The 12,273-nt window shown below is 52.4% G+C and carries 13 protein-coding genes; all 13 read right to left on the minus strand.

The features are described 5' to 3' along the window. Positions 1-74: 74 nt before the first annotated feature. Complete coding sequence (locus tag DESAC_RS08845) at positions 75-2,687, minus strand: PEP/pyruvate-binding domain-containing protein (RefSeq protein WP_148231214.1); 2,613 nt, start codon at positions 2,685-2,687, stop codon at positions 75-77. A gap of 29 nt (positions 2,688-2,716) precedes the next feature. Continuing rightward, the gene (locus tag DESAC_RS08850) at positions 2,717-3,106 is read right to left on the minus strand and encodes a response regulator (protein ID WP_013706725.1); all 390 of its coding nucleotides are present in this window, start codon (positions 3,104-3,106) and stop codon (positions 2,717-2,719) included. Positions 3,107-3,197: 91 nt separating this feature from the next. Then, entirely contained in the window at positions 3,198-3,623 is a 426-nt protein-coding gene (locus DESAC_RS08855) for a sigma-54-dependent transcriptional regulator (protein ID WP_013706726.1), read from the minus strand. A 10-nt stretch (positions 3,624-3,633) separates the two neighbouring features. Further along, positions 3,634-5,856: a sensor histidine kinase gene (locus tag DESAC_RS15270; protein WP_013706727.1), complete on the minus strand. Its 2,223-nt coding sequence runs from the start codon at positions 5,854-5,856 to the stop codon at positions 3,634-3,636. Positions 5,857-6,900: 1,044 nt separating this feature from the next. Continuing rightward, entirely contained in the window at positions 6,901-7,209 is a 309-nt protein-coding gene (locus DESAC_RS08865; RefSeq protein WP_013706728.1) for a gas vesicle protein, read from the minus strand. A gap of 13 nt (positions 7,210-7,222) precedes the next feature. Continuing rightward, positions 7,223-7,591, minus strand: coding sequence for a gas vesicle protein K (locus DESAC_RS08870; protein ID WP_013706729.1), 369 nt, complete (start codon positions 7,589-7,591; stop codon positions 7,223-7,225). 12 nt (positions 7,592-7,603) lie between these two features. Next, positions 7,604-8,068 (minus strand): gas vesicle protein GvpJ, encoded by a 465-nt coding sequence (gene gvpJ / locus DESAC_RS16790; RefSeq protein WP_013706730.1) that lies wholly within the window; start codon positions 8,066-8,068, stop codon positions 7,604-7,606. After that, positions 8,031-9,992, minus strand: coding sequence for an ArsA family ATPase (locus DESAC_RS08880; protein ID WP_013706731.1), 1,962 nt, complete (start codon positions 9,990-9,992; stop codon positions 8,031-8,033). Before DESAC_RS08880 ends, gvpJ begins: the two co-directional genes overlap by 38 nt. A 221-nt stretch (positions 9,993-10,213) precedes the next feature. Next, on the minus strand, positions 10,214-10,531 hold the full coding sequence (locus DESAC_RS08885) for a gas vesicle protein GvpG (protein ID WP_013706732.1): 318 nt from the start codon (positions 10,529-10,531) through the stop codon (positions 10,214-10,216). A 26-nt stretch (positions 10,532-10,557) separates the two neighbouring features. After that, complete coding sequence (locus DESAC_RS08890; RefSeq protein ID WP_013706733.1) at positions 10,558-11,319, minus strand: GvpL/GvpF family gas vesicle protein; 762 nt, start codon at positions 11,317-11,319, stop codon at positions 10,558-10,560. Positions 11,320-11,415: 96 nt separating this feature from the next. Next, positions 11,416-11,616 (minus strand): hypothetical protein, encoded by a 201-nt coding sequence (locus DESAC_RS08895; protein ID WP_013706734.1) that lies wholly within the window; start codon positions 11,614-11,616, stop codon positions 11,416-11,418. Positions 11,617-11,741: 125 nt separating this feature from the next. Continuing rightward, positions 11,742-11,945 carry a hypothetical protein gene (locus tag DESAC_RS08900; protein ID WP_013706735.1) on the minus strand — a complete coding sequence of 68 codons (204 nt, stop codon included), beginning with the start codon at positions 11,943-11,945 and terminating at the stop codon, positions 11,742-11,744. 27 nt (positions 11,946-11,972) lie between these two features. Next, positions 11,973-12,269, minus strand: a complete 297-nt coding sequence (locus DESAC_RS08905) for a hypothetical protein (RefSeq protein WP_013706736.1) — start codon at positions 12,267-12,269, stop codon at positions 11,973-11,975. Positions 12,270-12,273: the final 4 nt, after the last annotated feature.

Here is a 12,273-nt window from a genome sequence, read left to right on the forward strand (position 1 = left end):
GGCGAATCTTGTATTCGCCCCAAACAACTGAGGTGTTGCCTTTTTCTCAAAAAAACCATTTTATGTGGGAATCGTTAGGAGGAGTGGCGTTCCTGGATTTTCTCGGAAGGGACGCTGCCGGCTTCGCCTTCGAAACGGTATCTGCCTGCCAGAAAAGCCTCGGCGTACCGATCTACCATGGCATCATCAGCCATGAGCATATCCCGTTGGCGGGCGCAGCCCATAAGGCGGCCCAGGAGGTCAAGCTTCTCCTCCAGCAGTTCCCGAGGGTATTTCCACAGCCGCCCTACGACCAGATCGCCGGTTACTTCCACCTCAAAATCCAGTTTTTTTAGGACGGCGCCGAGAAACCGCACCCGCCGTCCCCGGCGTACTTCGTCGGCGGCGCCACCCTTAAAGCGGAAGGTGATATAGTTGTCATTGCGGGTGTCGCTGACATAGGCGTCGATGGTGGCGAAGTGGTAGCCCAGACGCGAGCTGAAGTTCACGTAGTTTCGAGAGACGATGGCAAAGGTGCGGGACCAGAAGTCCGCATGTTCGGCCGGCGCCGCCGTCAAGGAGCGGGAAACTACGGAATAAAGGCCCTTGACATCGATGGGAATAGGCCCGGCCCAGGAGATCTCCGGATGGCTGATGCCGCGCCACACGGCTTGCATGGGTATGGAGGTGATGGACTCCGGTGGAATGAACCTGGCATGGCGGCCGGTCTCGAGGCCTCCGCCAAGATCGATGATATGCAGGTTGAGAGGAATGGGCGTTTTGAGTCGGACTGATTGTATGTCATATTGGCTGGCCTGTTCCGCCAGCTTGAACATCTCGCTGATGCCCATCTGGTGGGCGAAGCGGGTGATATCGTGCAGAGTCTTGCAGGCGGCGGGCGTCAAGTCGCTTAACTTCGGATCTACCAGATTCAGGGGCGTAATCCAGCGCAGTACCCGGCGTAGCTTGGCGTAAATGGCGGTTTCGCTGACAGTGGCGGTTTTTTTGGCAGTTTCGGCCAGCAACTCCGGGATCTCGCCTTCATAGACGCGCAGGTGGGTGGCATCCAAAGTAATGATCTGGCCCGAACGGAGTGTTGTCGTTGCCTGGCCAGCGTCCACCAGGGTCGGGATCTTAAATTCGCGAGCCAGAATTGCCAGGTGGGAGGTGGCGCTGCCGATGTCGATGACCATGCCCCGGGCTTTATGAAGAATCATGCCGTAGCGGACGCTGGTATGTCTTGCCACCAGAATCGCCCCTTCCGGGAATTCACTTAGCTCCTGATCCTCGCCGATGACAAAAGCCGGTCCGCTGACCACCCCGAAACAGGCCACGGTGCCGTTGTCAATCAACACCGGATGACGCTCCTGCTCGAAAGCCGGAGAGGCTTCCTCCGGTTGCGAAGCCAAAACCTGTAACGGGCGGGTCTGCATCAGCACAATCGTTCCTGGCGGGTCAATGGCAAATTCAATGTCCTGCGGTTCCCCGAAATGGTCCTCCAATTGCAGTCCATAACGGCCAATAGTCAGCAACTGTTCCTCGGTTAAGGCCGGTTGGGTCCTCTGGTCGCCGCTCACCGCCATAGTGGTCAAACCGGCGGCTCCCTCCAAGCCCGCTAAGAGTATGGGTTTATCGTGAATATGTTGGTCAATGAGTGTTAAAGTCGGTTTCTTGGCCAGAAAAAACCGGTCCGGAGTCACCGCCCCGTCTACCACCGCCGGCCCCAAACCCCAGGTGGCGTCAATTAGGATGACGTCGCTGGCGCCACTCAGGGGGTCAACCGTGAACATGACCCCCGCCGCCGCGGCTGGCACCATGGCCAGGCAACCGACGCTCATGGCCTGCTCCCGGTGTGTCAGCCTTTTCTGGCAGAGATACACCAGAGCCCGCGGATTAAACTGGCTGGCCAGGACTTCCAGATATGCCGGGAAGAAATCCTGAAAGGAAACATTTAATCTGGTAAGGAACAGGCCGGCAAAGGAAAATTCCTGATCCTCATAGATGCCGCTGCTTCTGAGGGCCAGAGGGGGGGCATATCCCAAAAGGGCTACTAACTGTTGGTAGTGTTGGGTGACTTCCTCCCGGAGTCGGGTCGGGATAACGGCCTCCCGGAAGGCCATTTTTAACGACTCGCCCTCTGCCGTCAGTTCTTCCAGGTTGTTCGGATCGATAGTATATAAAAGGTGCCGGATGCGGTCGGTCAGGTCATTCTCGGCCACGACTGAATGATAGGCCGCATGGGTGAGGGCAAAGCCATCAGGTGTAGGAAGACCTAGACGGTTTTTCATTTCGCCCAGATTGGCGTTTTTTGCGCCTACCTGGCTCAGGTGGCGCCGGTCTATCTGAGTGAGGGGCAGGGCCAGGGGAATGATCTCATCCGGCAAAGCCGTAGAGACTTCACTAGAAATTTTGGTTTGTAAATCCTCATAGATGCCTTTGATAGCCTCATACCGGTTGTCACCCAGGACATTGAGCGCTTCAACGATGATCCCGACCTTGGCCAGGATCGAGCTGCTGCGAGAGCGGATAAACTGGATATCAAAGACAAAATCACCTTCGGCAACCGATTCCAGCCGCGCCATGAGCTCCAGGGCGTCATTGTTGGCATCCAAAAGATTTTTAAAACTCTCGTATTTTTTCTTAAAGGCTTCCATCCCCGAGCTCGGGGCGGATTTGCCTTTACCTTTAAACCATCTAAAAATATTCAACAACGTTCTTCCACCGATCCCCCCCAGGACTAGGCCCGGGCTTGGGATTTCCGCCGCTGATTGAAGGCTTTATTGATAGTCATCAATATCTGTTCTTTGCGGAAAGGCTTTGTAATGTAATCAAAAGCGCCCTGGCGCATGGCCTCCACTGCCGACTCAATGGTGCCAAAGGCAGTCATGATGATAAAAGGCGTGTCGGGATCCAGGTCTTTGACCAGCTTCAAAAGTTCGATCCCTTCCATTTGAGGCATCCGCAGATCGCTGATAAAGACATCGGCGTGGTGCTCCCGGTGCCAATCAAGGGCCTGCTTAGGGTCGGTAGTGGTTAAAATAGTATAATCGGTCTTTTCCGTCAGGATTAACTTCAACAGATCCAACAGATCCGGTTCATCGTCGATTATTACAATAGTCTCTGGCATTACCTGCACTCCTCAGCCAAACCCTCGGGCAGATTCCTGGCTGCCTCCCCAAGATCCATCCTTGAAGCAAGGAAGAGACTCTGTCAGCTTCTCATTGGGAAGAAGATTCCTGCATCATGCGCTTCAGTTCCCGGTTTTCCTTGATCATGCCCCGCCATTCCAAGGCCCGGGAGATGGCCACCAGAATCTGTTCTTTGCGAAAGGGTTTGGTAATAAAATCATAAGCGCCCTGGCGGACTGCTTCTTCTGCCGACTCGATGGTGCCAAAGGCGGTGATCATAACCACTGGCGTATCGGGATCGTGCTGTTTTACCGCCTTAATAACCTCAATCCCATCCATGGAGGGCATCTTCAGGTCGGTAATGACCAGGTCGAAGGTATCGCGGGTCAGCAGCTCGGTCAGTTCCAAAGGATTGTTGGTCGTCGTCACCTGGTGGGGTGTCTTATCCGTAATGATCATCTCCAGCATATCCAGCATATCCGGCTCATCATCAACAAGTAATATTTTGGCGGACATTCTCATCCTCTTAGACGGTGCTTTCTCCCCTGTTATTTTGGGCGGCTGGCAGGGTGATAGTAAAGGTGGAGCCGCTTTCCTCCTTTCCCACTTCCTCTTGGGCTTTACTGACGCAGTTTATGGAACCGCCGAATTTGGTGATGATGCCATAACTGACAGACAAGCCCAGGCCGGTGCCTTCCCCTACCTTGCGAGTGGTAAAGAAAGGATCGTAGATTTTCGGCAGGTGTTCTTTTTTGATGCCCACCCCCGTATCGATAAAGAGAATCTGTACCTCAGCCCCATTTTTCAAAGAACGCGTGGCGATTGTCAAACGGCCCCCCTCCGGCATGGCTTTGACGGCGTTGGTAATGAGATTCAGAAAGACTTGCTGCAGTTGCGCCGCATCGCCGTTCACCCGGGGCAATCTCTCCTCCAGTTCTAGCTGGTATTCAATTTTTCTGGTAAAAAGGGTGTTGCGGACTACTTCCAGGACCATCTCAATATTGCGGTTGACATCAGTATCGTGCTGCACCTCCTCCGGAGCACGGGCAAAGGTCATGAGATTTTCCACGATTCTTTTGCAGTTGTTGCCCTGGCGTTCGATGGTCTGCAAGATTTTATACTGCTTGCTGTCGGCTTCGGTTTTCTCCAACAACATGTCCGTGTAACCCAGGATAATGGCCAACGGATTATTGATCTCATGAGCTACACCGGCGGCCAACTGCCCCAGTGAAGCAAGCTTCTCGGTAAAGTATAACTGCTCCTCCATCTTCCTGGCCATGGTGACATCATGGGCGATGAGCAGGACGCTAACCACCTGTTCGCCTTCGATAATCGGCGTCAGGTTGATATTAAGATGGTATTCTTTGCCGCCAAGGACAACTTCCAGAAAAACCCGGCGGCCGGTCTGGGTCTGGAAGACATCGTCGATCTGATGACCCAATGTGACATTGGCTGACCCTGGAAGAATGGCCGCCAACGACTTGCCGATGATGCCGCGGGGGGTGTAGCCGAAAAATTTGGCGCCAAAACGGTTAATCGAAACAATCTCCTTATGTATGTCCACGGTGAGAATGGAATCCTCCGCCGACTCCACCAGGGATTTATACAATTTCTCTGATTTTTCCAGTTCGTCCGTCGATTTTTTCAATGCCGCAGTCTTGCGTTGCACTTCCATTTCCAGGGCTGCGGACCAACGGCTTTCATAAAAAATAATTACGCCGCCGGCCATGAGAATCAGAATGATTATGCCCCCCTGGAGTAGAAATTGCCGGAGATAAACTTCGTGAATCACTCCCTCCACTTCCGCCTGGGGTGCTACTACTGCCAGAGACCAGATCAGCTGCTCATTATCACCTTTCAGGTGAATAGGGGCGAAGGCAATGAACTTTTTCATCTTCTGCTCAATGCCCCGGTGCCAGCCGCTCCAGTACCAAGAGGCACCCTCCCGACCGGCCAACATCTTTTCGCGCTGAATCTTATTGATTTCACTGAAAGATATCGTAAAATGGGACCGCTTCCGACGCACCTCAAAAGCGTTTTTACCGATAAATTCCTCTTCCGGATGGTAGAGGAAAAAACCCCGGCCGTCTATTACCCAGGCATAGCCGGTCTGGCCGGAGCGAAGGTTTTGGACGAATTTCTTTACAAACGAGGACGGATTGAGTAAAAAGTAGAGCGTTCCGGTGAACTGACGCGAAGCAACCGGATGACTTTCATCCACCGAAACCTGGTAGGTGGGTATGGCAATCAATAAATAGGCGTTATCATCCGGCGAGGAACGTAAATCGGCCCCCACCTGCTCCAGTAAAAATTTGTTTAGGTGACCGGGGTCTCTGATCCATGATAGCCAGCCAAGATTGGCAAAATCAACTTTTTTGACCGAACTCCGGTTATTTGCGGTTAACTGGTTCAGTTGGCTGCCCGCAGCATTCAAAAACCCGATCTCCACCACCCCGAGGTCTCTGACGGTATCCATGGTAATCTGCATCCGGTTGGGCCAGGAGACTTCCAGATATTGTATCGAGGGAGACAGATTCAAGGTGTGCAGTTCATTCTGGATAAACCTAAACTTGTCTTCGATGTCCGAGGCCGCCCCCTGGGCGATCACCAACTGCTGCTGGTTAAATTGTTCGCTGATAACCTCCCGCATCTTATCGGCGGACATCAGTCCCAGGATAAAAGCCCCGACAAGCACCAAAAAGGTGATAACGCCAACAATAACATAGACCTTTGTCGAAACTAAGCGCACCAGTTACACCTTTGGCTGGGAGAAATCAATGGACCGACACCAGGTCGGGTTTCATAGGAATGGCTATTGCCTATCGGGCAATTACAAAACCCAAAAGTCATTTACTGCTATACGCAGCACAGGCTTTCTAATCTCTGCAGTAATTATTGTATACTTAACTCGCTGCCAATCCAAGATATCTACTGACAGGGGAATTATTGGTGAGCCGGACGGCGCGCCCGTCTCCCCGCCAGCCTGAAAAATACAATGCTACATGTTATTATGAAACAATTGCAATGGCAAGTTTTTCTGGAAAATAGACCGGCTAAACCGGCCCAGGTCATCTTGGACCTGTTGGCCGGAATGGCCAGGTAAGGGAGGTCAATTGAGGGGAAAATAGCAGGAGCACACGAAAAAAACACTTATATAAAAACCGTGAGCCGTGAGCCGTGAGCCGTGAGCCGTGAGCCGTGAGCAGCAATAACATTATTGTGAGCAGCCGCCACGATTCTGTTTTTATGCTTCGTTGTGTTCGGCAGAACATGAGCACTTATATAAAAACCGTGAGCCGTGAGCCGTGAGCCGTGAGCAGCAAAAACATTATTGTGAGCAGCCGCCACGATTCTGTTCTTATGCTTCGTTGTGATCACGAGGACATGCCGATTTATATGAAAGAAGGTGGTGCAGGCTTTCCAGCCGGCATACCCATGCACAGGCCAGGAGGCCTATGCCACCAATCATTCTTTCATATTTCGTTGTGATCACCAGGACATGACAATTTATATGCTGCGAAGCAATCAACGTCATTGTATTATTTATAGAATGCCCGCAGACCATGATAATATTCAGTGTCCTGACAAACCCTGACCTTACCTTAAGCCATGGAAATCACTTGCGGGCGGTACAGGTTTTATGACCGGCGCAAAAGTTATTTTCTTGTTAACTCGGAACCCGGAGCTTATTTTCTCGGTAGATACCTGCACATGATAAAACTGCTTTTTGTAGGGGCGAACCTTGTGTTCGCCTACTGCCTGTAGAGGTGAACCTCGTGTTTACCTCGGCAAATTAAGCCCCGGCCATGGCGACAGCCGATTCCAGGCGCCCCAACCGTTCGTTGATCATGGCCAGGGTGTCGGCTTCAGGTTGGGCCTGGCGACTCAGTGCCGGATTGGTCACCCACCAGTCGATACCCAACTCTTTGGCCTTGTCCACCGAACAGATCACCAGGCGAATCTGCAGGGTAAGAAGTTCTACTTCCACCAGCCGGATTTTGATATCCCCCGCAATAACAATTCCTTTGTCCAAGATGCGTTCCAGCAGATCTGCCAGGTTGGTGCTCTCAATGGAACTCTGGATGCCGCGTTGTCTAGTCATCTTCTTTTCCTCCTTAAAGGAGTTGGCCTAAAGGGCCAAGGTCGATGTTCAAATCTTCCTCTTCGAGGCCAAACTCTTGCCGCAGTCGGTCAATTTCTTGGGCCTGCCTCATAAGTGTCACTCCCAAGCGTTCAATCTGATCCTCGGTGAGAGAACCGGCTTCAATGCGGCGGATGCTCTGCCGCTCCAGCAGCTCGTGCAGAAGTTTTACCAGGGTTAATACTAATTGTCCGAGACTGTTCTTGAGATTATCCTGATCCAGATTGATCCGGGGAATCGGCTCACCCCGGATATGTGCCGGTCCCGATGTCCCTTCCTGCATTATCCGGGCGAAATCGTTCATAGTCTCGGACTCGACGTGATTCACCGCAACAGACGCCATATTCATACTCCTTTAATGATCAAATAAATCCAGGCCGAGACATTCTTCGGTGGGACCGGTTTGCATTCCTCTTGCCGTCTCGATGGAAGACACAATTACCTGAAGACCCAGATAGACCAGATCGATATCAGCCACGGAAATTTTGACTTCTCCGAAAAGAACCGCCCCCTTATGGAGAATACGATCCAATGCTTCACAGAGCGATACATTTTTATCCGCCGGCAGAGGAGTTGTCAGCCTCGACGCTTCTGTAGTTTCCATGTGGGGCTCCAACCAGTCAAGCACCGAGGTGCCTTCGGGTTCTGAGCAAGTCATCGCCGGTTCCGATGGAAAAGTTTCCATGGACCCTGCCGGAGAGATAAAGTAATGGCGTTCGGACGCCGACAGATCAAGCAGAAAGGCACCGCACCGCGGACATAAACGGGAGGTCAGGGGTATCTTAGCTAGACAGCGCGGACAGATCATGAGCAGCGCCATTGCAGTCCTCCCTCGTGCGGGGAAGATAGAGCGCCTTCCCCAATTCATCCAACAGGTCTAGCCCCCGGGGGGTAGTCTGACGATAGATAACCGTCTGATGCAGCTTGGCAAAACTTTCTTGATACTTTGCTCTGATAAGGGCTTCCCGGCGATTGAGAGCGGCGCACAGTGGGCAATCCGAAGCCGGAGTAGCCTGGTTCAGGAACAACACGGGCGTCCACAGCCCCTGCCGATTGCAGGCCGCCAACAGGTCGCTGGTTTCCTGAAAGGCCATTTCCGTGAGTATGCTTACCGTATACAACGCGGTTTTGACCGGGTCTTGCCACATTTTCCGCAGCAGCTTCACTTTTCGTGAAATTTTCACCATCTCTTGGGACAGAGACGGAAACCTGAAGGCAAGCTGGTATTTCAGCAAAATGCCAAAAAAAGTTTTCAACCATTCGTCAATTAGTTCGGGCAATTCCAGGAGCCGCAGCAAGTGGCCGGTGGGCGCCGCGTCTAGGATAAACAGATCGAAGCTACCCTGGTCTAAAAAATCCAGGACTATTACTAGGGCCATGATTTCATCTAATCCCGGAGGTGACAGGTCTAAAAGACGCTCCAATACCTGGCGGTCAAAAGGAACGTCGATATTCTTCAGAGTGCTTTGGAAGAATCTTTCCAGATCCTGGCGGTAGCGTTTCTTAAAGGCAGCGAATTCTCCCGGAGCATCGATCTCTATGGCGGTGAGCCCCGGCGCCAGATGCACCGGCCGGGGACCGACGGGAAGTTTCAGACAGGCGCTCAACGAATGGGCCGGATCGGTAGAGAATAGCAAACACCTTCTTTCTGGAAATTCCCGAGCCAGACGGAGAGCAGTGGCGCTGGCCACCGTGCTTTTGCCCACACCACCTTTGCCGGCAAAGATCAAAAAGGTTGGCGCCGTAGTGGGGCAGGGATAGGGATTCTCTACAAATGGCGGCGATGCCATCTGGATGGTCGCCGGACCTGAAGGAGTAAGCTCAAGTGCCGTTGCCCGTTTCCATAAGGTTGCCAGATTCGCTCCCCGGATTTCATCCGGAAACAGGGGCAGTCCCCACCAGACATAGTCGGAGGTCGAGGACAGGGAAGCCAGCTCGGCCAGAAGCTGCCGCTGCCGTTGATAACCGGCGGCACACCGGGGACAGGAGCTTTCGGGATACAGGCGATTGACTATTATCTCGACCACCGGGATCTGCCTGCGGCGCAGCTCGCCCAAAAGTTTGAGGGTTTCACTAATGACGATCTCTTCTGCCAGCATCACCGGGACGAAACGGCATAGACGCGTATGGTGCAGCAGACTTTCAACCTGTTTGACCTTATCAGTCAGCGACGCCAAAAATCGGTCCATTTCATCCGGTTGGTATGCCCCTCGAAACCGCTGCTGCATAAAACGGTGTTTTTCCATCAAGGCATCCAGGGCCTTAAGCCAATTGCGGATCAATCCCGGAATAGTCAACAGCCGCAGGGTGTGTCCCGTCGGAGCAGTGTCCACGATAATTTGGGTGTAGGACTGGGTTTCGACCCAACCGGCAATTTCCAGAAGGGCCATTAACTCATCCAATCCGGGGAGAGAAAGCTCCAAAACCTGCCGGATATCTTCTTCGTCGAAAAAAGACCCCCTGGCTGCAATCTCGACAAACTTATCCCGATGTTGGGCCTGGAAAGATTTCAGAGCCTGTTGCGCATTAAATTCTTTCGCTGTCAGATTGTCAGGCAGGTGGAAAGAGCCTAAGCTATCAACGAGGGAATGTGCCGGGTCGGTAGAGACCAAGAGGACCGAATTTTGAGGGGAGTGAAGAGCATGATGCAATGCAGTGGCTGCTGCGCAGGTTGTTTTGCCTACACCTCCTTTGCCGCCGAAGAATATCAGTCTGAGATCTGGATCCTCTAAAAAAGTCAGCATGTCCGTTATTCCTGTCGGCAATGAGGGGGAGGAAGTCAGCCCGAAGATCTACGACCGCGGCATGGTACCCCGAATTACTGAACGGCGCCGATCTTAACCATTTCTCCGACCGCATCGAAAGTGTCTTTATATCTGTAATAGTCGCCAGTTTCTGTCAAGAAATAATACCCTTATAGCCGCAAGGCGACCGGACTTCGCGCTCAGCCCATGCCCCTGTTTTATTATGGATGGCTGTAAACTTTTTTGGCAGCGGCGGCCTGACGCCGCGGCTTGGCCCGCTTCTTTTTCTCTTCAGGTTTGGGCGAGGTTTTTTCTTGAGCCTGCAAAAGGTCCAGGCGATCCAAAAGTATTTTTTCCTGAGCGTCAAACTCTGCTTCGGTGATCTGCCCGGTGTCCAGTTTCATGTAAAGTTCGCTCAAAGAGGCGGTGATAGCATCGCTTTCGCCAGCCTGCTCCTGTTGCGCCGCATCGTGAATCTCTTTGAATATCCAGAAAATCCCTTTGAACGGGGCCATGACGACATCATCTAACAGAAACATCCGGTCTTCCTCCTCTGCGCAAGCGGTTATAGCTTGAGGTCGAGTTCTACAAAATTATGAGGGGCCCAGGGGCCGTTGTAATCGAAAATATAATTGTTATCAAACAGACGAGCCGCCTCAAAGACGCCATTTTCAAACTGATCCTGCCGGTCTCGCCGTATCAGGCAGGCAAGGTTCATGACCTCGCTCTCCTGACGACATTTATTCCGTTTAATCTCCTGGCAATAACTTCGCAGTATGTCCTCCACCTTCTCCGTGTAGGCTTCCCGATCTTCGTTCAAGAGGTGATCGAACAGACGCCCCAGCTCAATCTTGTCTTCCTGGGAGGGATTCCCCCGCGCACCCAAAAGATGATCCCGGGCAATCTTGAGGTCGGGATGAATATTGACAAAATATTCAAAGATATTGGGAACGCTCCAGGAAACCCGCAACCCCATTTCCACCATGCCGGCCACGCGCTGGAGTTGGCTGCAACACGCCTCATGGTTGCGGGATAATATCCTCTGGACGGCCTTGGAGCCATTGGCGATGATGCCAAAGGCCATGGGCAGCATGGCGTCGGCTTGGGATAACAAACCTTTGAGAACCGCCTGTTGGGTGGCCAGATGTCGGCGTTCCGGCCGTATCCGATCTTCGGAGACGTCGCTGACCACTGCGGCCACCTTGCCGCTGGCGATGCTGTACACCGCGGCCCCGCCAATACCCGGAAATTCATAAGCCGCCTCTCCCGGGGCATTAACGATCGCATACACGTATTTACTGCTCTTAGCTGAGGTATTCGCCGCCATATCGTTCTTCCGTTTTAAAAGGATAGGCTAAATCGCAGGTTACGATTCCTTACAAAATCCTGCCAGACTCCTTTGACATGGTAGGCAAGAATTTAATCAGGCCGCCGCCTCACCTAGTTCTCTTCCCCTTGAAGGGCGGCGGGAAATGTTCTCCATTAGCCTAATAGCCTTAAGTCGGCCATCTTCAGTCCTGATCTCTAACATGGCACCACAGAGACACTTAACCGGCCCCTCAAAGTCGTCGTAGGCATCACCCAGGTCAAATTTGTGGCCACATGATAAGCAGTTTATTCTCATAATTATTCTCCCTGTCAGACTTCGGACGATTCCACGCCCTTTAGCCGGAGTTTAAAGTTTGGTGTCCCGATTGAAACTCGAAACTCAAAACCTGAAACTCAACCACAATGAATCCAGGCAGTTAGTTAGCGGCAACAGAGACAACGGCGTTGCCAGGCCTTTAGCAGCCTTTCCCGGCGTGCTTCCCGATTATGCCGAGCTACCTCTTCCTGAAGCATGCGACCCAGATCAGCACCGTGGGTTGACAGGCCGGTGGAGGTAGGACAGGAGCGGAAGCTTTTGACCTGACGCATGGTGCGCACCTGATTAACAGTCTTTAAAGTTATCATCGGCATCCTCAACGTTTTTCATGAATATTAATATTTAATTCTAAAACTGCTGCTCTTCGGGAGCGACTCCGTTCGTGTGGGTAGGACTGCGCCCTCTCTATCTCCCATCTCCTGCAGCAATCTGTTTTTTTCAGATTCAATTTCTTGGAGACGTGTGGCAATGTCCGCCATTAATTGCTTAGCCTTTTCACTCTCCACAAGCTTTCTGGCCTTTTCCATTTCAATATGACTGATGCGGAGGTAGGCCTCGTGCGGAAGGGTGGCCTTTCCCACCTTTCCGGTCACGGTACGGATATCCTGTAAGCCTCTTCTCGGAATAGCCATCTGC

This window comes from Desulfobacca acetoxidans DSM 11109 (genome assembly GCF_000195295.1).
Lineage (GTDB): Bacteria > Desulfobacterota > Desulfobaccia > Desulfobaccales > Desulfobaccaceae > Desulfobacca > Desulfobacca acetoxidans.

Excerpts from the sequence above, each read along its gene's own strand:
- DESAC_RS08850 (WP_013706725.1), bottom strand. The coding sequence starts at position 3,106 with ATGCCAGAGACTATTGTAATAATCGACGATGAACCGGATCTGTTGGAT.
- DESAC_RS08855 (WP_013706726.1), bottom strand. The coding sequence starts at position 3,623 with ATGTCCGCCAAAATATTACTTGTTGATGATGAGCCGGATATGCTGGAT.
- DESAC_RS08865 (WP_013706728.1), bottom strand. The coding sequence starts at position 7,209 with ATGACTAGACAACGCGGCATCCAGAGTTCCATTGAGAGCACCAACCTG.
- DESAC_RS08870 (WP_013706729.1), bottom strand. The coding sequence starts at position 7,591 with ATGGCGTCTGTTGCGGTGAATCACGTCGAGTCCGAGACTATGAACGAT.
- gvpJ (WP_013706730.1), bottom strand. The coding sequence starts at position 8,068 with ATGGCGCTGCTCATGATCTGTCCGCGCTGTCTAGCTAAGATACCCCTG.
- DESAC_RS08880 (WP_013706731.1), bottom strand. The coding sequence starts at position 9,992 with ATGCTGACTTTTTTAGAGGATCCAGATCTCAGACTGATATTCTTCGGC.
- DESAC_RS08885 (WP_013706732.1), bottom strand. The coding sequence starts at position 10,531 with ATGTTTCTGTTAGATGATGTCGTCATGGCCCCGTTCAAAGGGATTTTC.
- DESAC_RS08890 (WP_013706733.1), bottom strand. The coding sequence starts at position 11,319 with ATGGCGGCGAATACCTCAGCTAAGAGCAGTAAATACGTGTATGCGATC.
- DESAC_RS08895 (WP_013706734.1), bottom strand. The coding sequence starts at position 11,616 with ATGAGAATAAACTGCTTATCATGTGGCCACAAATTTGACCTGGGTGAT.
- DESAC_RS08900 (WP_013706735.1), bottom strand. The coding sequence starts at position 11,945 with ATGATAACTTTAAAGACTGTTAATCAGGTGCGCACCATGCGTCAGGTC.
- DESAC_RS08905 (WP_013706736.1), bottom strand. The coding sequence starts at position 12,269 with ATGGCTATTCCGAGAAGAGGCTTACAGGATATCCGTACCGTGACCGGA.